The 21,597-nt window shown below is 72.5% G+C and carries 17 protein-coding genes; 1 reads left to right on the top strand and 16 read right to left on the bottom strand.

Translation table 11 applies throughout. The annotated features are described in order from the left end of the window. Positions 1-167 precede the first annotated feature (167 nt). The 11 genes from ASE27_RS12755 to ASE27_RS12705 form a co-directional block, all read right to left on the bottom strand. Positions 168-1,775, bottom strand: a complete 1,608-nt coding sequence (locus ASE27_RS12755; protein ID WP_056650792.1) for a PQQ-binding-like beta-propeller repeat protein — start codon at positions 1,773-1,775, stop codon at positions 168-170. Between the two features lie 32 nt (positions 1,776-1,807). After that, positions 1,808-3,358, bottom strand: coding sequence for a S9 family peptidase (locus ASE27_RS12750; protein ID WP_056650788.1), 1,551 nt, complete (start codon positions 3,356-3,358; stop codon positions 1,808-1,810). 86 nt (positions 3,359-3,444) lie between these two features. Continuing rightward, complete coding sequence (era, locus tag ASE27_RS12745; RefSeq protein ID WP_056650785.1) at positions 3,445-4,392, bottom strand: GTPase Era; 948 nt, start codon at positions 4,390-4,392, stop codon at positions 3,445-3,447. Continuing rightward, the gene (locus tag ASE27_RS12740) at positions 4,389-5,873 is read right to left on the bottom strand and encodes a hemolysin family protein (RefSeq protein WP_082608891.1); all 1,485 of its coding nucleotides are present in this window, start codon (positions 5,871-5,873) and stop codon (positions 4,389-4,391) included. The genes era and ASE27_RS12740 overlap by 4 nt, the downstream gene beginning before the upstream one ends. Further along, positions 5,870-6,322 (bottom strand): rRNA maturation RNase YbeY, encoded by a 453-nt coding sequence (gene ybeY, locus ASE27_RS12735; RefSeq protein ID WP_056650782.1) that lies wholly within the window; start codon positions 6,320-6,322, stop codon positions 5,870-5,872. The genes ASE27_RS12740 and ybeY overlap by 4 nt, the downstream gene beginning before the upstream one ends. Further along, positions 6,322-7,341, bottom strand: a complete 1,020-nt coding sequence (locus tag ASE27_RS12730; protein ID WP_157257630.1) for a PhoH family protein — start codon at positions 7,339-7,341, stop codon at positions 6,322-6,324. The genes ybeY and ASE27_RS12730 overlap by 1 nt, the downstream gene beginning before the upstream one ends. A 332-nt stretch (positions 7,342-7,673) precedes the next feature. Then, positions 7,674-8,042 carry a histidine triad nucleotide-binding protein gene (locus ASE27_RS12725; RefSeq protein WP_056650779.1) on the bottom strand — a complete coding sequence of 123 codons (369 nt, stop codon included), beginning with the start codon at positions 8,040-8,042 and terminating at the stop codon, positions 7,674-7,676. A gap of 65 nt (positions 8,043-8,107) precedes the next feature. Continuing rightward, positions 8,108-8,929: a 16S rRNA (uracil(1498)-N(3))-methyltransferase gene (locus ASE27_RS12720; protein WP_056650776.1), complete on the bottom strand. Its 822-nt coding sequence runs from the start codon at positions 8,927-8,929 to the stop codon at positions 8,108-8,110. Positions 8,930-8,932: 3 nt separating this feature from the next. Continuing rightward, positions 8,933-10,045, bottom strand: a complete 1,113-nt coding sequence (dnaJ, locus tag ASE27_RS12715) for a molecular chaperone DnaJ (RefSeq protein WP_056650773.1) — start codon at positions 10,043-10,045, stop codon at positions 8,933-8,935. A gap of 115 nt (positions 10,046-10,160) precedes the next feature. Continuing rightward, entirely contained in the window at positions 10,161-11,177 is a 1,017-nt protein-coding gene (hrcA, locus tag ASE27_RS12710) for a heat-inducible transcriptional repressor HrcA (protein ID WP_056650770.1), read from the bottom strand. 234 nt (positions 11,178-11,411) lie between these two features. Then, positions 11,412-12,872, bottom strand: a complete 1,461-nt coding sequence (locus ASE27_RS12705; protein WP_056650767.1) for an MFS transporter — start codon at positions 12,870-12,872, stop codon at positions 11,412-11,414. Between the two features lie 113 nt (positions 12,873-12,985). Between ASE27_RS12705 and ASE27_RS12700 the strand changes: the two genes are divergently transcribed. Next, entirely contained in the window at positions 12,986-13,852 is an 867-nt protein-coding gene (locus tag ASE27_RS12700; protein ID WP_056650764.1) for a DUF3097 domain-containing protein, read from the top strand. Between the two features lies 1 nt (position 13,853). Here ASE27_RS12700 and ASE27_RS12695 read toward each other — a convergent pair whose 3' ends face one another. The 5 genes from ASE27_RS12695 to lepA all read right to left on the bottom strand — a co-directional run bounded on the left by ASE27_RS12695 (position 13,854) and on the right by lepA (position 21,470). Beyond that, complete coding sequence (locus tag ASE27_RS12695) at positions 13,854-14,411, bottom strand: DUF4870 domain-containing protein (protein ID WP_056650761.1); 558 nt, start codon at positions 14,409-14,411, stop codon at positions 13,854-13,856. Positions 14,412-14,612: 201 nt separating this feature from the next. After that, positions 14,613-15,722, bottom strand: a complete 1,110-nt coding sequence (locus ASE27_RS12690) for a hypothetical protein (protein WP_082608889.1) — start codon at positions 15,720-15,722, stop codon at positions 14,613-14,615. A 234-nt stretch (positions 15,723-15,956) separates the two neighbouring features. Continuing rightward, positions 15,957-18,059, bottom strand: coding sequence for an acyltransferase family protein (locus ASE27_RS12685; protein WP_056650758.1), 2,103 nt, complete (start codon positions 18,057-18,059; stop codon positions 15,957-15,959). A gap of 2 nt (positions 18,060-18,061) precedes the next feature. Further along, a complete protein-coding gene (gene hemW, locus ASE27_RS12680; RefSeq protein WP_056650757.1) occupies positions 18,062-19,471 on the bottom strand; it encodes a radical SAM family heme chaperone HemW in 1,410 nt (469 codons plus the stop codon). A 76-nt stretch (positions 19,472-19,547) separates the two neighbouring features. Further along, positions 19,548-21,470 (bottom strand): translation elongation factor 4, encoded by a 1,923-nt coding sequence (lepA, locus tag ASE27_RS12675; protein WP_056650754.1) that lies wholly within the window; start codon positions 21,468-21,470, stop codon positions 19,548-19,550. Between the last annotated feature and the right edge of the window lie 127 nt (positions 21,471-21,597).

Below are 21,597 nucleotides of genomic sequence, written 5' to 3'. Positions count from 1 at the left end.
GGTCCGACCCCCAGGAGGCAGACCCCAGGTCGCGTCGAAGTCGTCGTCGAGCTCGGCCACTTCGACCAGCTCGACGGCGTGGGCGGAGTGCTCACGACGACGTGGGGCCACCTTTTCCACGGTAGCCCTGATCCGACGGGATGGAGCCGCCGAGCGTCGGCCTCCTCTCAGCCCAGTCCCAGCAGCCCGCCCTTGTCGGTCACGAGCACGAGCCGGCCCCGGGCAGTGAACGCCCAGAACAAGGCCACCGGGAGGTCGGACGCCCAGAGCTCCTGGCCCGAGTCGACAGAGATCGCCGTGACCCGCGTCGAACCGTTCCCGCTCCGCCCGACCAGGTAGAGGTCCGTGCCGTCGGTGAAGGACTGACCGTACGTCAGGATCCCCTCCGCCTCCCAGGCCCTCTCGCCGGTCGCCAGGTCGACCCCCCACAGCCGGCCCGCACCTGACAGGACACCGACGTCCCCGATCTGCGCGACCGCGCGGTCGAGGGATCCGTCGACCGTCCAGAGCGTCCGCCCCGTCCGGCGGTCGAGCGCCGAGAACACGGGCCGGGCGATCGTCCCGGCCGCGTCCATCACGTCGCCTCCGCCCGAGACGAACAGGGGAGCGTCCGCCGACCCGTCGGTCACCTCGAACGGGACGACGTTCCCCTCGACGCTGAACGACTCGTGCCCGTCGGGGGCGAAGACCGTCCAGGTCCCGTCGCCCCCCATCGAGAGCCTGCCTCCGTCGGGGAGCGTCGAGTCCCACGACGGATCCTCCCGCGTGTCGACGGACTTCCCGTGCGCGTCCAGCGTCACGCTGAGGCCGGCCGCCTCGACGCGGAGCCCGTCGCCGTCGGGCCACCCCTGGAGATAGCGCGCGCTCGCCGCGCTCTCCTCGGGGTCGGGGACCAGCTCTCGGGTCCAGCGCACCTCCCCCGTGGCCAGGTCCTCGAGCGTCACCACGACCTGGCCTCCCGCATCCCACGCGAACGTGGCCAGGCCGTCCGTGAACGCGACGGTCGCCGCGGTGGTCTCCCCGTCGACAGCCCGCGAGGTGACCAGGTCACCGGTCGTCGGGTCGATGACCTCCACGCCGCGCAGGTGCGCCTCCTCGGAGGTCTCGCCGAAGACGGTCACCGGGCGGTAGTCGGACGTCGTGCAGACGACGGGACCCCGGTCCCCGCGCGGACCGCTGCCGCTGCACCTCGTCTGGCCCCCGCTGCGGGACGCGCTCGCCGACGGCACCGACGAGTCAGCCACCCTCCACAGGCGCTCCCCCGTGACCGGGTCGTACCCCGCCACGGGATCCCCCGGGACGACCAGCACCCCGTCCACCAGGACCGGCTGGCTCCACCGGCCCAGGTCCGGCGCGTTCCCGCCCGCGAGGGGGTCGATGCTCCAGACCACCGCGACGTCCGCGCCCAGGCTCCGGACACCGCCCGACGAGGCCATGACCCGCTCGATGCGCGCGGCCTCGTTCCGTTCTCCGACCACGAGACCGCCCACGACGAGCACGACCACCGCGGCGACAGCAGCGGCCAGGAGCCCACGGGCCCTGCGCGACAGGCGCCGACCAGGCCGGGCTCCCCCGGGCGCCTCGCCAGACCCCGGACCGCGGCCCGCCGACGGGAGGCGAGCTCCGCCGTCGGGCTCCTCGCCGCGAGCCGGTGCGGTGCCCTGCACCCCCGGGCCCGCCGGTACCGGAGAAGGCCAGTCGACGTCCTCCTCGACCTCCTCGAGCGCGAACGAACGCATCCGCCCCTCGGCCCCGTCGCGCGCGCGTCGTCCCATGCCTCGACCCTAGGCGTCCGACGCGTCCGGCGTCAGATGCCCAGCTGGTAGACGCCCCAGTACGCGAGCGTGACGAGCAGGATCGTGGAGCCGGCGACCGTGGCCCACAACGTCGTGCGCGCACCCACGCCCGTCGCCGGACGCACCACGACACCGCCGCCCTCGGGAGAAGCCAGGACCGCCTTGCGCGCCTGGCGCAGGTCCGACAACCGGTTGATGATGAACGCGGCCGCGACGACCGTCGCCAGACCGAGCAGGCGCACCGCGATCCACCCACCCTGCACGACCCACGAGTCCGTCTTGTAGTCGAGCGCGAGCCGCGCGACGGCGACCAGGTACACGACCAGTCCCGCCATCGTCGCGACCGACCCCACGGCCAGCCCCGCGAGCGGCCACCGCAGCCCTGGCGCGAGACGACCGGCAGGGTGCGGGGTGCGCCGGACCCTGCGCACCGCCCCCGTGACCAGCCACACCAGCGGGCCCACCACGAGCAGCACCCCGCCCACGATCACGAACCCGATCACGATGTCGCCGTTGCCGTACCAGCGCGGGTTCGGCACGGCCGAGGCCAGGTAGAGCTGGTTCGGCTGCCCGCCCGCGACCGTCGGCGGGGCGCTCGCGGTCCCCGGCAGCCCCTGCACCCAGGCGCTGACGTCCCGCGGGAACTCGGGGACCATGACGTCGTCGATCTTGATGCCGTGGTTGGCGCCCTCGTAGTAGCGGACCGTGACGTCGTGGTTCCCGTTGGCCCCGGCGTCGGCGATGATGCGCAGCGCACCCTGCTCGACGGGCATCGACGGGTCGGCCGTGCCGTACGCCACGAGCGTGGGCACCGAGAGCCGCGCGAGGTAGGGCGTGACGTCGAAGTCCGCGTACTCGAAGCCGCCTCCGGGCATCTCCATGCCCACCGCGCGCGGGATCGCCCGGAAGACCCCCTGCGGCACACCCGTGTTGCGCAGGTACGAGTCCACTGCGAACCCCGCCTGCTGGCGCGGCGGCACCACCGGTGCCGAGACCAGGACGACGAACGAGACGTCCTGGTCCTGGTCTACCAGCACGGGCGCGACCCAGGTGCCCTCCGACTCGGCGTAGAGCCCTACCCGCGCGGGATCGACCGACGGCCTGGCGCGCAGCAGGTCGACCGAGCGCTCGTAGTCGTCGGCCATGTCGACGTAGTCCCGGTGCCGCGTCGTGTACGTGTCGAGCCGCTTGGACGGCACGAGCGTGACCACGCCCGCGCTCGCCAGGTCTGTCGCGACGTCGACGAACGCCTCGTCGGCCGAGCCCGTGCCCGCGCCGTGGAGGAAGACCACCCCGGGCAGGCCGTCGGGCGCGTCGACGGGCTCGCGCACGATCCCGTCGACGCTCGTCCCGTCGAGCTGGACGACCACGGGGGTCTCCTGCACGGCGTAGGTCCCGACCGGCTGGACGTCGGGCCCCTGCCCGCCGATCGTCGTGTCGGGCGTCGAGGGCTCGAGGTGGTCGGTCACGGGCACGGGATCCCACTGGGGTCCCGTGACCGCACCGACCAGGGCGAGGCCGATCGCGAGGGCGGCGCTCGTGGCGGCGGTCCGGAAGATCACGTCAGGATCGTATCGAGGCGGGCTGGAGTCCCGCCTGCGTTCGAGGAAAGAGGCGGGACGTCCCGAAGGCGGACCGGGGGCCCACCCTAGAAGCCGAGCCTGCGCAGCTGCTTGGGGTCGCGCTGCCAGTCCTTGGCGACCTTGACGTGCAGGTCCAGGTAGACGCGCGCGCCGAGCAGCGCCTCGATCCCCTTGCGCGCCTCGGTGCCGACGTGCCGCAGCCGCGACCCGCCGCGCCCGATGATGATGGCCTTCTGGCTGTCGCGCTCGACGAACAGGTTGACGCGCACGTCCAGGAGCGGAGGCCTGCCCGTCGCCGGGTTGCCCGAGCCCTCGCGCGGCAGGATCTCGTCGACCACGACCGCGAGGCTGTGCGGCAGCTCGTCGCGCACGCCCTCGAGCGCGGCCTCGCGCACGAGCTCGGCGACCATGACGGCCTCGGGCTCGTCGGTCAGCTCACCGCCGGGGTAGAGCTCAGGGCCCTTCGGCAGGTGCTTGACGAGGACCTGCTCGAGGACCTCGACCTGGAAGCCGTCCACGGCCGAGACCGGGACGATGTCCTGCCACTCGCCCAGCTGGTCGACCGCCAGCAGGTGCTTGGTCAGCGTCTCGCGGTCCACGAGGTCCGCCTTGGTCACGACCGCGACGACCGGGGTGGGTCGCCGGCCCTTCATCAGGTCGGCGAGCTGCGCCGCGATGTACTTGTCACCCGGGCCGACCTTCTGGTCCGCGGGCAGGCAGAAGGCGATCACGTCGACCTGCGCGAGCGTCTCGCGCACCAGGTCGTTGAGCCGCTCGCCGAGGAGCGTGCGCGGGCGGTGCAGCCCGGGCGTGTCCACGAGGATGAGCTGGGCGTCGGGACGGTGCACGATGCCGCGGATCGTGTGCCGGGTCGTCTGCGGGCGCCCGGAGGTGATCGCGACCTTCTGCCCGACCAGTGCGTTCGTCAGCGTGGACTTGCCCGCGTTGGGCCGCCCGACGAAGCACGCGAAGCCGGACTTGTGCTCGGGTGCTGCTGGGTCGTTCTGGGTCACCGGTGTGCTTCTCTCTCGTTCGTCTGGCCCGCGCGGCGCGGGTCCTCGCTCGTCCTCCCGGCGCGCTCTGCGCGCTCGGGGTGTGTCTGGTGGTCGCGCTCGACGCGCTCCCGGTGGTCGTGTCGCTCCTGGCGGTCGGTACGGCCCGACGGCGTCTCGTCCGCCCCGTCCGTCTCGTGCTCCGGGGTGACGGCCCGCACGAGGACCGTCGCGAGCTGCTTGCGCCGTCCCTCGACCCGTTCGCCGACCATGTGCACGCCCTGCGCCTCGGCGACCGATCCCGGGAGCGGGACCTTGCCCAGCGCCTTGGCGAGCAGGCCACCCACGGTGTCGACGTCGTCGTCCTCGATGTCGAGGTCGAACAGCTCGCCGAGCTCGTCGAGCGGCAGCCGCGCGGGGATGCGGAACTCCCCGTCGCCCAGGTCCTCGATCTCGGGACCGGACTTGTCGTGCTCGTCGGTCAGCTCGCCCACGATCTCCTCGAGCGCGTCCTCGATCGTCACGAGCCCCGCGACCCCGCCGTACTCGTCGACGACCATCGCGATGTGCGAGGCCGAGGCCTGCATCTCGCGCAGCAGGTCGTCGACGGGCTTGGACTCGGGCACGAAGATCGCGGGCCGGGCGACGTCCGCCACGCGCCGCGAGCCGGCCTCGGGCGAAGCGTTGACGACCTTGACGACGTCCTTGAAGTAGACGACTCCCACCAGGTCGTCGACCGACGTGCCCGTGACGGGCAGGCGCGAGAACCCCGAGCGCAGGAACAGCGACAGCGCCTTGGACAGCGAGGTGGTGGCCGGGGTCGTGATCATGTCGGTCCGAGGGACCATGACCTCACGGGTCAGGGTGTCGCCCAGCTCGAAGACGGAGCGGATCATCTCGCGCTCCTCCTCCTCGATGATCTCGGACTCGTTCACGCGGTCCACCATGTCGCGCAGCTCGCGCTCGTAGGGGCCGTCCGATTCGTCCTTCGAGCCCGTGACGCGCGCGACCCAGCCCGTGAGCGCGACCGCGGGCGTGAGCACGCCCGAGAGCAGGAGCAGGACCTGCACGGGGTGACGGCGCCCCAGCGCACGGGGCGCGATGCGCGCGAACACGAGCGCCACGACGACTGCGAAGACCAGCGCCGCGAGCAGCGCCTGCCACCAGTCGTCGAGCCACACCGAGACCAGGAGCGTGACGCAGGCAGCGGCCACCATCTCCGCGACGACCCGCAGGAACGCGAGCGCGGCCGCGGTGTGCGGCGGGTCCTCGGTCAGGGACTGGACGCGTCGCGCGCGGGCGACGCGAGGTGGGACCGGGCCTCCGGCCCCACCTCCGGACGCACCTGCGGTCCCCGTGCCCGCCTCGGCCTCCGCGGCCGCCTCGGCGACCGCGGCGCGCGTGACCCGCATGACCGCGCTCTCGCCCGCGCCGAGCGCGCCCGCGAGGACGACGCCGAGCACGGCCAGGACGAGGAGCAGCGCGACGGGGACCTCGGTCATCGGCTGGCGAGGAAGGTCAGCAGGAGCTTGCGCTGGAGCGCGAACATCTCCTTCTCCTCCTCGGGCTCGGCGTGGTCGTACCCGAGCAGGTGGAGGATCCCGTGCGTGGTGAGCAGGAGCATCTCCTCCGCGGTGGAGTGGCCGGCCGTGACGGCCTGCTGGGCCGCGACCTCGGGGCACAGGACGATGTCGCCCAGCTCGCCGGCCGGGGTCACGTCGCCGTCACGACCCGGACGCAGCTCGTCCATGGGGAACGACAGGACGTCCGTGGGTCCCGGCTCGTCCATCCACCGCACGTGGAGCTCGGTCATGACGTCGGTCTCGACGAAGCGGATGCCGAGCTCGCTCTGCGGGTGCACGTGCATGGCGTCCAGGACGTAGCGCGCCAGCGCCGCGAACTCGGCCTCGTCGACCTCGTAGCCGGACTCGTTGTTGATCTCGACGCTCATCAGCGTGCCCCTTGCTCTCGTTGGTCTCGTGGTCTGCCCTGGCGAGAGGTGCCTCCGCGCGCCGAGCCGTGCTGGTGGTTTCCGCTGTCGCGTGGGGGCCGTGCGCTGCTGACGTCCCAGCGGGCGTAGGCGTCGATGATCTCGCTCACGAGGCGGTGCCGGACGACGTCCGTCGACGTGAGCCGGCAGAACTCGACGTCGTCGACCCCGGTCAGGACGTCCTCGATGACCCGGAGCCCCGAGGTGGTGCCCCCGGGCAGGTCGACCTGCGTCACGTCGCCCGTGATGACCATCTTGGAGCCGAACCCGAGGCGCGTGAGGAACATCTTCATCTGCTCCGTCGAGGTGTTCTGCGCCTCGTCGAGGATGATGAACGCGTCGTTGAGCGTACGGCCACGCATGTAGGCCAGCGGGGCCACCTCGATGGTGCCGGCCTCGATGAGCTTGGGGATCGACTCGGGGTCGATCATGTCGTGCAGCGCGTCGTACAGCGGGCGCAGGTACGGGTCGATCTTCTCCGAGAGCGAGCCCGGCAGGAACCCGAGCCGCTCGCCCGCCTCGACCGCGGGGCGCGTCAGGACGATGCGGCTGACCTGCTTGGCCTGCAGCGCCTGGACGGCCTTGGCCATCGCGAGGTAGGTCTTGCCCGTCCCCGCAGGACCGATCCCGAACGTCACGGTGCTCGCGTCGATCGCGTCCACGTAACGCTTCTGCCCGACCGTCTTGGGCCGGATGGTCCGTCCGCGGTTCGAGAGGATGTTGAACGTCAGGACCTCGGCAGGACGCGACGCCGTCGCGGCCGTGAGCATCGCGATCGAGCGCGTGACGACGTCGGCCGAGAGCTGCGTGCCCGACTCGACGACCTCGACGAGCTCGTCGAGCAGCCGTGAGGCGAGCGCGACGTCTCCGACCGGCCCCTTGACCACGATCTCGTTGCCCCGCGCGTGGACGTCGACCGAGGGGAACCCGGCCTCGACCGCACGCAGGACCGAGTCACCGCTGCCGAGCAGGGCCGCCATGGAGACGTGGGACGGGACGACGATCCGGTGCTCGACCCGTGTGCTGGGGTGCTGGGCGCCCGGCGCCCCTCGGTCGTCCGTGCCGTTCGTCTGCTCGGAGCGCGCGCGCCCCGGGTCGCGGGAGGAGCCTCCGGGGCCGGGCGTCGACGAGCCGTGCGGCAAGGGTGGTGTCGAGGATGGCATGAGCCGGCTTGCGCCGAAGCACTCCTTCTGCAGGTCGGGGAGATTTCGTGGTGCATCCATGGTAACGAGCGCAGGGCGACGGGTCAGGACGAATTACGCCCTGAGCGGGTGTGTCCTGCGCCCGGCACCCTCCGCGGGTCGTGACGAGGTCAGGCCGGGGTCCAGCCCAGCTCCTTGCCGCCGATCACGTGTCCGTGGACGTGGAAGACGCTCTGGCCTGCGCGCGGGCCCGAGTTGAAGATGAGCCGGAACTGGCCGTCGGCCTGCTCGCTCGCCACGGCGTCCGCGAGCGCGACGACGCCCGAGAGCAGCTCGGGGTCCGCGGCCGCGAGCTGCGCGATGTCACCGTGGTGCGCCCGTGGCACCACGAGGACGTGCAGCGGGGCCTGGGGGTTGATGTCCTTGAAGGCGACCGCCTGGTCCGTCGCGGCGACGACCGTCGCGGGGATCTCCCCCGCGACGATCTTGCAGAACAGGCAGTCCGGGTCGGTGGGCCGGGAGGTGTCGTTGCTCGTCATGTCGGCAGGCTACCCCCGGTCACCGGGCCACAGCCCGGCGACCGCACGCTCCGGAGCGCGTCCGCTCACGCGGGCGTCCCGTCCCAGCGGCCGAGCCGCTGGACGAGCAGCGCGATCGCGACGGGTCCGGCGGTCGACGTGCGCAGCACGTGCGGCCCGAGCCGCGCGGTCAGCGCGCCGGCCTCGGTGAGGGCCTCGACCTCGCGGTCGGAGATGCCGCCCTCCGGCCCGACGACGACGAGCACCTCGGGCGCCCGGGACCCGTCCTCGGACGCGGGGACGGGCAGCGGCACCTCGGCGAGCGGGGCGCTCGCCTCCTCGTGCAGGACGATCACGGCGCCGCCCGACGCGACGACCTCGCGCGTGCGCTCGACGAGCCCGCGCGTGTCGATCGCGACGTCGACGCGCGGCAGGCGCGCACGGCGGGCCTGCTTGGTCGCGGCACGCACGGTCGCGAGCCAGCGGGCCCGCGACTTGGCGGCACGGTCCCCGCGCCACACGACGATCGAGCGCTCGGCCTGCCACGGGACGACGGCGTCGGCCCCGACCTCGGTCGCGGCCTCGATCGCCATCTCGTCCCGGTCGCCCTTGGCGAGTGCCTGGACGAGGGTCACGACGACGTCGGGCGCCGGCTCCTGCACGACCTCCTCGACACGCAGGCTGACCTGGGCAGCCTCCACGAGCTCGATGACGCACCGCAGCCGCAGCCCGTCGCCGTCGACGACGTCGACGTGCTCACCGACCCCGCGCCGCTGGACGACGCCCGCGTGGCGCCCCTCGGCGCCGTCGAGCACGTAGAGCGAGCCCGCGGGGTACCCGGCGAGGCCGCTCGCGGTCGCGCCGTCCGACGAGCCGCCCGCCTCGGCGAGGAAGACCGGTGCGCTCATGCCTCAGCGCCCCGAGAGCTTGTCGCGCAGACGGGAGAAGACCCCCGGGTGCGCGGCCGACAGGCGCGGGTCCGGGCGTTCCTCGCCACGGGCCTTGGCGAGCGAGCGCAGCAGCTCCTGCTGCTCGTCGTCGAGCCCCGTGGGCACCTGGACCTCGACGTGCACGTTGAGGTCGCCGCGACCACCCGTGTGCAGGTGCCCGACACCGAGGTTCTTGAGCGTGACGATCTGGCCGGGCTGCGTGCCGGGGCGCAGGTCGATCTCCTGCGGGCCGTCGAGCGTCTCGAGCTCGAGGACCGTGCCGAGCGCGGCGGCGGTCATGGGGACCTGGAGCGTGCAGTGCAGGTCGTCGCCGCGGCGCACGAAGATCTCGTGGTTGCGCTCGCGGATCTCGACGTACAGGTCGCCCGCGGGTCCGCCGGCCGGGCCGACCTCGCCCTGGGACGTGAGCTTGATGCGCGTCCCGGTGTCGACGCCCGCGGGAACGTTCACGGTCAGGGTGCGGCGGCTGCGCACGCGCCCCTCGCCCGCGCACTCGGCGCACGGCTCGGGGATGACGGTGCCGAAGCCCTGGCACGCGGCGCACGGGGCGGTCGTCATGACCTGGCCGAGGAACGAGCGAGCCACGCGCTGGACCGTGCCGCGCCCGTTGCAGACGTCACAGGTGCGCGGCGAGGTGCCGGGGCGACAGCACGAGCCGCTGCACGTCCCGCAGACCACCGCGGTGTCCACCTGGAGCTCGCGGCGCGCCCCGAAGGTCGCCTCCGAGAGGTCGATGTCGAGCCGGACCAGGGAGTCCTGGCCACGGCGGGCGCGCGGGATGGGGCCGGACTGCGCCTGTCCCCCGCCGAAGAACGTCTCGAAGATGTCCTGGAAGCCGAAGCCCCCGCCCATGCCGCCACCGGCGGCGGACGGGTCCGAACCGAGGTCGTACTGCTGGCGCTTGTCCGGGTTGGACAGGACCTCGTACGCGCGGGACACGTCCTTGAACTTGTCCTCGGCGGCCTCGCCCGCGACGTCAGGGTGCAGCTCACGGGCCAGCTTGCGGTAGGCCTTCTTGATCTGGTCCTGGCTCGCGTCCCGGGGCACGCCCAGGATCTCGTAGTAGTCGCTCACAGGTCACTCTCTACTAGCGCACGCCGACGGTGGATCGGCGACTTCCGACAACGCCCCGCGGCACGTACCGGGCCCGAGGGCCCGGTCACCGCACCCGGTGGCGCAAGAACCATGCTCATGCAGTCAGGACGCGCGACAGGTACCGCGCCACGGCGCGGACCGAGGCGATCGTCCCTGGATAGTCCATGCGGGTCGGTCCGATCGAACCGATCAGCGCGACCGAGTCGCCCTCGTTACCGTATCCGCTCGTCACGACCGAGGTCTCCGCGAGGCCCTCGAGCTGCGTCTCGTGACCGATCCGCACGCTCACCCCGGACTCCGCGGCCATCTCGGTCAACAACCCGAGCAGCACGACTTGTTCCTCGAGCGCCTCGAGGACCGGCCGCAGCGCGTGCTCGAACCGCATCCCGACCCGGGCCAGGTTCGCGGTGCCGGCCAGCACGATGCGCTCCTCGGACTCTTCCGAGAGGGTCTCCTCGACCAGCAGCGCGAGCGAGCGGGCCAGGTCCTGGTGCTCGGGGCGGAACTGCTCGGCGACCTCGGCGAAGCCCTGCCCGAGCTCCGCGAGACGCTTGCCCGCGGCGACCGCGTTGAGCCGCGAGCGCAGCTCGGCGAGCGTCGCCTCGTCCGGGGCCGCGGCGACCTCGAGCGTGCGCTGCTCGACGCGGCCCGTGTCCGTGATGATCACCACGAGCAGGCGGCGGTCACCGACCGGCACGAGCTCGAGGTGACGCAGCCCGGAGCGGCGCAGCGACGGGTACTGGACCACGGCGACCTGACCAGTGAGCTGGGCGAGGAGACGCCCGGCACGCGCCACGACGTCGTCGAGGTCGACGGCCTCCGACAGGAAGGTCTCGATCGCCCGGCGCTCGGGCGACGACAGGGGCTTGACCGTCGAGAGCCTGTCCACGAACAGGCGGTAGCCCTTGTCCGTGGGGATGCGTCCGGCCGACGTGTGCGGCTGGGCGATGTAGCCGTCCTCCTCGAGGGCGGCCATGTCGTTGCGGATCGTGGCCGGGGACACGCCCAGGCGGTGCCGCTCGGCGAGGACCCGCGACCCCACCGGTTCCCTGGTGAGGACGTAGTCCTCGACGATCGCACGCAGCACATCGAGCCGTCGTTCCTCGCTCATGTCCACCTCCTGCCGATCGTCGCGCGTTCGCACTCTCTACCGTCGAGTGCTAATTCTACGCGGTCGCGGGAGGCCGGCGGGCGCCGTGCACATCCTCCTCACGGGGTCTGCGGGAAGGGTCCCCGGCGAGGGCGTGCTGCACCCGACCACACCACGCACGCTCCGCCGTCGGGCCTCGTGCGTTCGCCCGGCAGCACCGCGCGGCGCACGCCGTGCCCTGCCCGACGGCGGAGCTCACGTCGCGGACGGCACCTTGCCCTCAGGCGCGCCCTGCGCGTGGCGCGCCCGCAGGTCCACGACCGCGACCACGAGCGAGACCGCGACCAGCGCGACCGTGATGAGCATCGCGGTGCTCGCGGCGACCGCACCCGTCGAGCCGCCCGCCTTGAGCGAGTAGTACGTCGAGAGGACCACCGCGATGCCCATGGCCGAGCCCACGCGCTGCCCGAGCTGGAGCATGCTCCCCGCGACCCCCGCGAGCTCGACCGGCACCCGTGCGAGGGTCAGCGTCTGGTTGGGCGAAATGACGGTGCCGCTCCCGATCCCCGCGACCATCATGGTCAGAGCGATGGCCCACCCTCCGGCCGACACGTCGTCGCCCGTGACACGGATCGCGAGGATCACGCCCGCGAGCCCCACGAGCACCACGACCAGCCCGGCCACCACGAGCGGCCGACCCCAGCGCGCGACGCCGCGCCCCGCGAGCCACGACGCGACGCCCGACGCGATCGCGAACGGCATGCCGATGAGCCCCGCGTGCAGGGGCGTGAAGTGCAGGTCGTTCTGCAGGTAGAGCGTCGCGACGAGGAAGATCCCCGTGAAGCCCGCGAAGTACGTGATCCCCAGCAGCGTGCCGTTGCGGAACGACGTGAGCGACAGGACCCGCGGGTCCAGGACGGGGGCACCCGTGGTGCGCTGGTAGCGCCGCTCCCAGAGCACCGTCGCTGCCACCGCGGCCGCCCCGACCGCGAGCCACCACCAGCGACCCGGGTCGTCGTCCTGGCCCGACGTCGTGACGAACGGGAGCATGACCGCGACCGTCGCGACCGCGATGAGGACCAGGCCCACGGGATCGAGCTTGCGCGGGCCGGCCTTGCGCGTCGACGCGGGCAGGAAGCGGATCGCGAGCGGCAGGACGACCGCGATGATCGGGACGTTGATCCCGAAGATCCACCGCCACCCGTTCTCCTCGCCCGCGACCTGGAGGATCAACCCGCCGAGGAGAGGCCCGAGGGCCGTGGATACGCCGATCGTCGCGCCGAACATGCCGAACGCCTTGCCTCGCTCGTACCCCGAGAACATCTGCTGGATGAGCCCGATGACCTGCGGGTTGAGCAGTCCCGCGCTCGCCCCCTGCAGGAGCCTCGCGATCGCGAGCCACTCGTCGCTCGGCGCCAGGCCCGCTGCGAGGCTCGTGAGCGCGAAGCCCACGAGCCCGACGATGAACAGCGTGCGACGCCCGCCCGCGTCGCCCAGGCGACCCGCGGGGACGAGGGCCAGACCGAACGCGAGGGTGTAGCCCGCGACGATGAGCTGCAGCTCGGTGGGGCCCGCGTCGAGCGCCTTCTCGATCGACGGGAGCGCGACGTTGACGATCGACACGTCGAGCATGGTGATGAAGCCGACCGCGAGACACAGCCCCAGGACGCGCCATCGCTGGGGGTCGGGCGCGGCCTGACCGCTCGAAGTGCTCACCGGCCAGTCGTACCACGGCCCGCGCCACGGCACCCGGCGAGCCGGGCGGGGGTTCACGGGTCGCCGCGCGCCCCTTCCGGGCCCGGGGCCGACCAGCGCCTAGGGTGAGTCGGGTGAGCTTCGATCGCTACGGTGCCGACGTCCTGTCCAGCGCGACCCCCGCCCCGGTCCCCCACCGCAGGCGCCCCGTCTCGCGTCCGCAGCCCGCCGAGCGCGGCCTCGTCGTCGAGGACGTCGAGACCGGCTGGGTCGGCGCGGTGGTACGGGTCGAGAAGTCGGGCGGCATGCACATCGTCGTCCTCGAGGACCGTGCGGGACGGACACGCACCTTCCCCCTGGGCCCCGGCTTCTGGGTCGACGGCGAGCCCGTCGAGCTGACGGCACCCGTGACCTCGCGCGCCCCCGCCGCGCCCACGCGCACCGCGTCGGGCTCGCGCGCGGTCGCCGACGTCCGCGCCCGCGTCGCCCGCGGTTCGCGCATCTGGGTCGAGGGCAAGCACGACGCCGAGCTCGTCGAGAAGGTCTGGGGCGACGACCTGCGCATCGAGGGCGTCGTGGTCGAGCTCCTCGACGGCGTGGACAACCTCGCGGAAGCTCTCAAGGACTTCAGCCCGACGGCGGAGCGCAAGGTGGGCGTGCTGGTCGACCACCTGGTCCCGGGCAGCAAGGAGACGCGCCTGGTCGCCGAGGCGCTGCGAGGCGTGCGCCCCGGCACCGTCAAGGTGCTGGGCCACCCCTACGTGGACGTGTGGCAGGCCGTGCGCCCCGAGCGCGTCGGCCTGACCACCTGGCCCGTGATCGAGCGGGGTACCGAGTGGAAGCGCGGGATCCTGCGCGAGCTCGGGTGGCCCGCGGCCGAGCAGGCCGACGTCGCCCGGGGCTGGCAGCGCATCCTCGGCACCGTGCGGACCTACGCCGACCTCGAGCCGTCCCTGCTGGGCCGGGTCGAGGAGCTCATCGACTTCGTGACGGTCGACTGAGCTACTTCACGATCCGCACGTCGACCGGGTAGCTGGTCGCCTGGCCCTTGCCGACGGCCTGGAAGTTCAGGACGCCGAACACGAGCGACGTGACCCACACGCCGAAGATCACGAGGCCCTCGAGGAGGCCGGGGAGCACGAGGTTCGCGCCGACCAGCACGATCGCCACGAGGATCTGGAAGTTGAGGGCCTTCTTGGCCTCGCCGTCCACGACGTAGCTGCGCTCACGGAAGACCAGCCAGATCACGAGGGGCGCGAGGAAGCCGAGGATGCCGCCCAGGAGGTGCGACAGGCTGGCCCACGTCTTGGTGTCCGCCGGCGAGAGGGGCTGGGCCGGTCCCGGCTGGCCCTGCGGCGGGTACTGCCCGAACTGTCCGGGCGGCGGGTACTGCCCCTGCTGTCCCGGCTGCTGGCCGGCGGACGGCCCGTAGCCGCCGGGCTGACCGGGATAGCCGTTCTGGCCCGGATGTCCCTGGGGGCCGGGGGCGCCGCCCTGGCCGGCCGGCGGGACGTACTGCCCGTAGTCCGGAACCTGGTCGGAGGAGTGCTGGTCGCTCATCGTGGCCTCTCTGCGGTCGAACCGGACCCTTCGTGACGGACCGGGCGCCTCACGCTAGCCGGTCGCGATCGCCCGGGGCCACCCTGCCCGGGGGCTGGGCGCACCGGTCCCGCCCACGACCTCGCCCGACATGGCGCCGGACCCCGGCGCCGCTCCACGAGAGCGGCACCGGGGCCCGGTGACCTTGGTCTGCTGTTCCGGTCAGACCGGCTGCTCGCCGATCAGACGGCGGTAGGCGTAGGCAACCGCGATGTAGGACAGCGGGAGCGTGACCAGCAGGCCGATCCCGCACAGGAGGGCCCCGACGATGTTGATGCCGAAGAGCGCGAGGAGCAGCAGGAAGACCGACCCGAAGTTCTTCGCGACGAGCGACCAGCTCGACTTGATCGCGGTGATCGCGTCCTGCTCCTTGTCGAGCGTGAAGTAGTAGACGAAGGCCGAGAAGAGCAGGACCGCCAGGCCGGGCAGGACGCAGAGGATCGTGCCGACGGCTGCCATGATGCCGACCAGGAAGGCCGCGAGGATGACGTTCACCACGTTGCCGATCCCGAAGAACGCCGCGACGTCGGGTTTGCGCCCCTGCGACTCGTCGAGGGCCCCGCGGGTGAAGAAGGCGGTGATGAGGTAACCGATGATCGCGCCGATGATCGACAGCACCACGCTGCCGACACTCAGCCCGACGGCCTCGAACATGTTGGTGTCGGTGAACCCGTCGGTGCGATAGTCCGAGAACTGCTCGAAGCCGCCGGTGAGCCAGCTGAAGAGCGTGTTGATCAGCAGGAAGATCAGCGCTGCGAGGACCCACGGCCAGGGGTTCGCCCAGAACTTCTTCCATCCGAATCCGATCGCGTCACCGACCGCGAAGGGCGCGGCGCCCGCGTAGGCGGGCTGCCCCGGAGGCGGGTACGCGCCGCCGGGAGGGGGGTACGCACCCCCGGCAGGCGGGTAGCCGCCACCCGGGGGCGGATAGCCACCACCGCCGGGGGGCGGGTAGCCGCCACCGCCGGGGGGCGGAGCGACGGGCGGCTGGCCTCCGGCCGGTGCGCCGTAGGGCGGTGCGGCCGGGGGCGGGGTCGGCGCCCCGTACGGGGGCGGGGCGACGGGCGGTGCTGTCGGGGGCGTGACCGGCGGCGCGGTCGGCGGTGCGGTCGGCGGCGTGGGCTGTGCGGGCGGGGTCACCGGAGGCGTGACGGGCTGCACGGGCTCGGAGGGAGGCGGCGCGGCGTCCGGGTCGGGCGTGCTCGCGTACGGGTTCTGCGGCGTGGGCTCGTTCTCGTCCGGCGGCGGCCCGCCTGCAGTGTTGTCGCTCATCGGGATCCCTCGGTCGTCGGGGTGCGGCAAGCCACACTGTGAACAGACTGTGACGATCGAACATTTCACAGATCGCTATCAACGATGACGCTTCGGGACGTTTCCCGCCACAGGAGCAGCGGGTGACGTCGAGGACCTGCGACGTGAGCACCTGTTCTCCCGGGGTGTCCCCCACGCGCACCGCAGGTAACCGGTCCGGACAGCGCGAACCAGGGCTGCGCAGAGCCAGCAGGGTCAGCCGCGGAGCGCGACCGCCTGCGCGAGGCCGGCCGCGACCACGCTCGCGTAGAGCGCGGTCCCCTCCCCTGCCGGGTGCACGCCGTCGGGCCCCAGGAGCGTCGGCTGAGCCGCGATCGCCGCGCTCCAGTCAGCGACGACGACGTTGCCGAACCGCTGGGAGGCCCCGATCATCTCGGCGTTGGCGACGGGCACCCAGGACCTGTCGGCGTACCCCGTCACGAGCACCACGGTGTGGTCCGGTCCGATCGTCGCGAGGACCCGGTCCATCATCGCGGCGTCGACCGTGCTGTTCGTGCCCAGCGAGACCACGACGTAGGGCCGCAGGTTCCCGGCCGCCCGGACCGTGTCCACGAGCCCACCGGCGTCCTTCATCTGCCGGGAGACCGCGCCGTCGATGAGCACCCCGGGCAGTGCAGCCGCGAGCGCCGGTGCGCTCGCGAGGGTGACCGAGTCGCCGATGATCGTGACCTGGTCGCCCGGTGGGGGCCCTGGGACCGCGGCTGGCGCCGCGGGTTCCTGGACCGCCGGGTCCGGGGGCGCGGGCTCCGGGGCCGCTTCGGGGACCGGCGTCTCCTCGACCGCCGCTCCACCCGGCTGCTGCGTCCCCGCCGCCACCTCCTGCCCTGCGAGGATCTGCGACTCGACCGAGGAGACGGCCGGGGCCCGCACGAACCCCGTGACGGCCAGCCCCACGACGAGCAACGACGCCGCGAGCGTGACCCACCCGTGCACGGGCAGCGGGTTCCGCCCCGCGGCACCCCGCCGGGCCCACGCGACGACCGTGCGGACGTAGCCGCCGAACCCTCGTCCCATGACCGGCCGTTCGACGAACCGGTAGGACAGTGCCGCGGCGGCCACGGTCACGGCCGTCGCGATCAGCGCGACCCACGGACCGGGGGTCGCATACAGGCCACCGCCGCCCGCGATCGAGGCGACCAGGACGAGCACGGGCCAGTGCCACAGGTAGAGCCCGTAGGACCGGGCGCCGATCCAGCCCGCGGGGCCCCTGTCGAGCACCCTGCCGAGCCGAGGGGCGTGCAGGACGAGGTTGACGACCCCGGCGGTGGCCAGCGACACGACGAAGAGCCCGCCTCGGTAGGTCACCGCTGCGTCCCACGGCATCCCGACCATCGCGAGCACCAGCACGACCGCGCCCACGATCCCCGCACCGAGCACGAACGCCGCGCCGCGCGTGGTCGACGTCCGCGGGGACTCGCGCACGAGCGTCGGGCGCCCGGTCCGCAGGTGCCAGAAGGCCAGGAACGCACCGATCATGAGCCCGAACAGGTGCGTGTCGGTGCCGAAGTAGACCCGGGTGGGGTCCGTGCCCGGCACGTACAGCAGCGACATCGCGACGGCGGAGACCACCGCGAGAGCCCCTGCCAGGACCAGGGCCCGGCGCCGGGTGATCCGCAGCGCGAGCACCCCGAGGACCGCGAGCGGCCAGAGCAGGTAGAACTGCTCCTCGACCGCGAGCGACCACAGGTTGGCGAAGAGCTGCGGCGCGAGACCGCCCGAGTACGTGCTGCCCTGGGCGATGTACACCCAGTTGCTCGTGAAGGTGGCGGCACCGGCGACCTGCGCGCCGATCCCGACCAGGACGTCGCCGCCCACGAGCCCTGCGACCGCCGTGCACGTGAGCACGACGAGCGCGAGCGCGGGGAGCAGGCGACGCGCCCTGCGGACCCAGAACCGGCTCAGCGAGAGCGTGCGCCGCTCCCGGAACTCACGGACCAGGAGCGTCGTGATGAGGAAGCCCGAGAGCACGAAGAAGACGTCGACCCCGACGTACCCGCCCGGCAGCAGCTGCGGCGCGAAGTGGAAGAGCATGACCGAGACGACGGCCAGAGCCCTCAACCCGTCCAGGCCGGCGATCCGCCGGTAGCGGACCGTGGGACGGGCGGGGCGGGAGGGGCGCTCGGGCCTGCGCCCGGCAGGTTCTTCACGGCCCGACGGCGGCGCGACGGCCCCGGTGGTCGGGTCCGCGAGCGATCCTGGACCCAGCAGCTCGGTCGGCTGCAGTCGTTGCCACACGTCGACGTGCTCGGTCGACGTCCTGGCCACCCCGGTCTGCACCGAGGCCGACTGTCCGACCATCGTCACCCGTCCGTCAGCTCCCGCACGACCGTGTCTGCCAGCAACCTCCCGCGCAGGGTCAGGACCCCGCGGCCGTGGATCGCCGCCCTGCCGTCGAGGAGGCCTGCCGCGACCATCCCGGCCACGTTGCGCCGGCCCACCTCGGTAAGGACGCTCAGGTCCAGTCCCTCTCGCAGCCGCACCCCCAGCATGACGCGTTCGAGGTGCGCCTCCTCGAGCGTCAGGAGCTCGCGTCCGGCGGCCGGGCTCTTGCCCGCCTCGAGCAGCGCCGCGTACCGCCGCGGGTGCTTCACGTTCCACCATCGCACGCCCTCACGGCCGCCCTGGACAGGCTCGCCCGACGCGTCCGACGAGTCGGTCGTCGACTCCGACGGCGTGGTCAGCGTGCCGCTGACGTCCGTACGGTTCGCCGCGCCTCCGATGTACGAGTGGGCCCCGGGGCCGATGCCCCACCAGTCCTCACCACGCCAGTAGGCCAGGTTGTGCCGGCACGCGAAGGCGGGATCCGGGCCGACCGCCGCGCCGACCGCCGCGGCACCGGCGTCACCGGTGGACCGCCGCGCCCAGTTGCTCACCTCGTACCACTCGAGCCCGGCAGCTGTCAGCAGCTCGTCCGCGAGCTCGTACTTCTCGGCCTGGTCGTCCTCGCTCGGCAACGAGATCTCGCCACGGCGGACCTGGGCCGCCATCTTGGTCCCCTGCTCCACGACGAGCGCGTACGCCGAGACGTGGTCGACACCGGTGGCCAGGGCAGCCTCGAGGCTCGTGCGCCAGTCGGCGAGCGTCTCGCCCGGCGTCCCGTAGATGAGGTCGAGCGACACCGCGAGCCCCGCCTCGCGGGCCCAGCGCACCACGTCGGGGATGCGCCGGGGGTCGTGGGTCCGTTCGAGCGTCGCGAGCACGCGCGGCACCGCCGACTGCATCCCGAACGACACCCGTGTGAACCCCGACTCGGCGAGCTGCGCGAGCGACTCGGGGGTCACCGAGTCCGGGTTGGCCTCGGTCGTGACCTCGGCGCCCGGAGCCAGGCCCCACGCGTCGCGCACGCCCGCGAGCATCCGGCCGAGGTCGCCGGCGGGCAGCAGCGTCGGCGTGCCACCGCCCACGAACACGGTCGAGACCGGACGCGACGCCAGGCCCGCCTGCTCCATGACGCGCGCCGCGAGCTCGATCTCCCGCAGGGCCGTGTCCGCGTACGAGGCCTGGCTCGCACCGCCGCCCAGCTCGGAGGCCGTGTAGGTGTTGAAGTCGCAGTACCCGCAACGCACCGTGCAGAACGGCACGTGCAGGTACACCCCGAACGCGCGACCCGCGTGGTCGTCCGACCCGGCCCCGCCGGGACCGGGTCCCACCCACGCAGGGAGAGCGCCGTCGTCGGGCACGGGGATCCCGTCCGGGAGCGCCGGGCTCATGCCCGCACCCCGGACGCCGCAGAGCGCGTGGTCCCCGCGACAGCGAGGACCACGCGCTCACCAGGAGAGCAGCACATCACTTCTTGGACTTGTCCTTCGCGTCCTTGCCGCCGCTGCTGCCCGCGCCGTCGGAGGACAGCGCCGCGATGAACGCGTCCTTGGGGACCTCGACCGTACCGATCGTCTTCATGCGCTTCTTGCCCTCCTTCTGCTTCTCGAGCAGCTTGCGCTTACGGCTGATGTCGCCGCCGTAGCACTTGGCGAGCACGTCCTTGCGGATCGCGCGGATGGTCTCGCGGGCGATCACGCGCGCGCCCACGGCGGCCTGGATGGGGACCTCGAACTGCTGACGCGGGATGAGCTCCTTGAGCTTCTCCGTCATCATGACGCCGTACGAGTACGCCTTGTCCTTGTGCACGATCGCGCTGAACGCGTCGACCGTCTGGCCCTGGAGCAGGATGTCGACCTTCACCAGGTCCGCCGCCTGCTCGCCCGAGAGCTCGTAGTCGAGCGACGCGTAGCCACGCGTCTTGGACTTGAGCTGGTCGAAGAAGTCGAACACGATCTCTGCGAGGGGCAGCGTGTACCGCAGCTCGACGCGGTCCTGCGAGAGGTGGTCCATGCCGCCCAGCACGCCACGCTTGCCCTGGCACAGCTCCATGACCGCACCGATGAACTCGGTGGGGCACAGGATCGTGGCCTTGACGACGGGCTCACGGATCTCGCCGATCTTGCCGCCCGGGAACTCGCTCGGGTTGGTGACCGTGACGACCGAGCGGTCCTCGAGGGTCACCTCGTAGACGACGTTCGGCGCGGTCGAGATGAGCTCGAGGTCGAACTCGCGCTCGAGGCGCTCGCGCACGATCTCGAGGTGCAGCAGGCCCAGGAAGCCCACGCGGAAGCCGAAGCCGAGCGCGACCGAGGTCTCGGGCTCGTAGTTGAGCGCCGCGTCGTTGAGCTTGAGCTTGTCCAGGGCGTCGCGCAGGACCGGGTAGTCCGAGCCGTCGATCGGGTACAGGCCCGAGAACACCATGGGCTTGGGGTCGCTGTAACCACCGAGCGCGTCCTCCGCAGGCTTGCCCGCGTTGGTCACGGTGTCACCGACCTTGGACTGGCGCACGTCCTTGACGCCCGTGATGAGGTAGCCGACCTCGCCCACGCCGAGCCCCTTGGTGGGGTGCGGCTCGGGCGCGCTCACGCCGATCTCGAGGAGCTCGTGCGTCGCGCGCGTCGACATCATGACGATCTTCTCGCGCGGGTTCAGGCTGCCGTCGACCACACGGACGTAGGTCACGACGCCACGGTAGGTGTCGTAGACCGAGTCGAAGATCATGGCGCGTGCCGGGGCGTCGGCGTCGCCCTGAGGGGCCGGCACCTCCTGGACGATGCGGTCGAGCAGCTCGGTCACGCCCATGCCCGTCTTGCCCGAGACCTTCAGGACGGTCGAGGGGTCGACGCCCACGAGGCCTGCGATCTCCTCGGCGTACTTCTCGGGCTGCGCGGCCGGCAGGTCGATCTTGTTGAGCACGGGGATGATCGCGAGGTCGTTCTCCATCGCGAGGTACAGGTTCGCGAGGGTCTGCGCCTCGATGCCCTGCGCGGCGTCCACGAGGAGCACGGCCCCCTCGCACGCGGCGAGCGAGCGCGAGACCTCGTACGTGAAGTCGACGTGCCCGGGCGTGTCGATCATGTTCAGGGCGTAGGGGACGAGCGGCGCCGACGTGTCGTCCGGGTCGTCACCCTCTCGCACGGCCCACGGCATGCGCACGGCCTGCGACTTGATCGTGATGCCGCGCTCGCGCTCGATGTCCATGCGGTCGAGGTACTGCGCACGCATGGCGCGCGCGTCGACGACGCCGGTCAGCTGCAGCATGCGGTCGGCCAGCGTGGACTTGCCGTGGTCGATGTGCGCGATGATGCAGAAGTTGCGCAGCAGCTCGGGCGGCGTCGCCGCGGGCTGGATGCGGGTGCTCAGCTGGGCGCTGGGGATCGGGGACAACGGGGGTGCGCTCCTGTGGTGGGTCAAGACGGGGCGGCGGACGGCGCCCGGACCTGCGGCTCGGTGCTCGACGACGGAGCGTGAGCCGCCGGGTTCTGCCCGGCAGGTCGCTGGTCGCCGCGCGCAG

The sequence above is a fragment of the Oerskovia sp. Root918 genome (genome assembly GCF_001428945.1).
Taxonomy (GTDB): domain Bacteria; phylum Actinomycetota; class Actinomycetes; order Actinomycetales; family Cellulomonadaceae; genus Oerskovia; species Oerskovia enterophila.
Note: the sequence above shows the minus strand (reverse complement) of the source record. Positions and strands in the feature narration are given on the sequence as shown.

Bases quoted from the DNA above. Each gene is read 5' to 3' on its own strand.
- ASE27_RS12725 (WP_056650779.1), bottom strand. From the start codon at position 8,042: ATGACGAGCAACGACACCTCCCGGCCCACCGACCCGGACTGCCTGTTC.
- ASE27_RS12690 (WP_082608889.1), bottom strand. From the start codon at position 15,722: ATGAGCGACAACACTGCAGGCGGGCCGCCGCCGGACGAGAACGAGCCC.
- ASE27_RS12695 (WP_056650761.1), bottom strand. From the start codon at position 14,411: ATGAGCGACCAGCACTCCTCCGACCAGGTTCCGGACTACGGGCAGTAC.
- ASE27_RS12730 (WP_157257630.1), bottom strand. From the start codon at position 7,341: ATGGCGGCCCTGCTCGGCAGCGGTGACTCGGTCCTGCGTGCGGTCGAG.
- ASE27_RS12685 (WP_056650758.1), bottom strand. From the start codon at position 18,059: ATGGTCGGACAGTCGGCCTCGGTGCAGACCGGGGTGGCCAGGACGTCG.
- ASE27_RS12755 (WP_056650792.1), bottom strand. From the start codon at position 1,775: ATGGGACGACGCGCGCGCGACGGGGCCGAGGGGCGGATGCGTTCGTTC.
- hemW (WP_056650757.1), bottom strand. From the start codon at position 19,471: ATGAGCCCGGCGCTCCCGGACGGGATCCCCGTGCCCGACGACGGCGCT.
- hrcA (WP_056650770.1), bottom strand. From the start codon at position 11,177: ATGAGCGAGGAACGACGGCTCGATGTGCTGCGTGCGATCGTCGAGGAC.
- ASE27_RS12720 (WP_056650776.1), bottom strand. From the start codon at position 8,929: ATGAGCGCACCGGTCTTCCTCGCCGAGGCGGGCGGCTCGTCGGACGGC.
- ybeY (WP_056650782.1), bottom strand. From the start codon at position 6,322: ATGAGCGTCGAGATCAACAACGAGTCCGGCTACGAGGTCGACGAGGCC.
- ASE27_RS12740 (WP_082608891.1), bottom strand. From the start codon at position 5,873: ATGACCGAGGTCCCCGTCGCGCTGCTCCTCGTCCTGGCCGTGCTCGGC.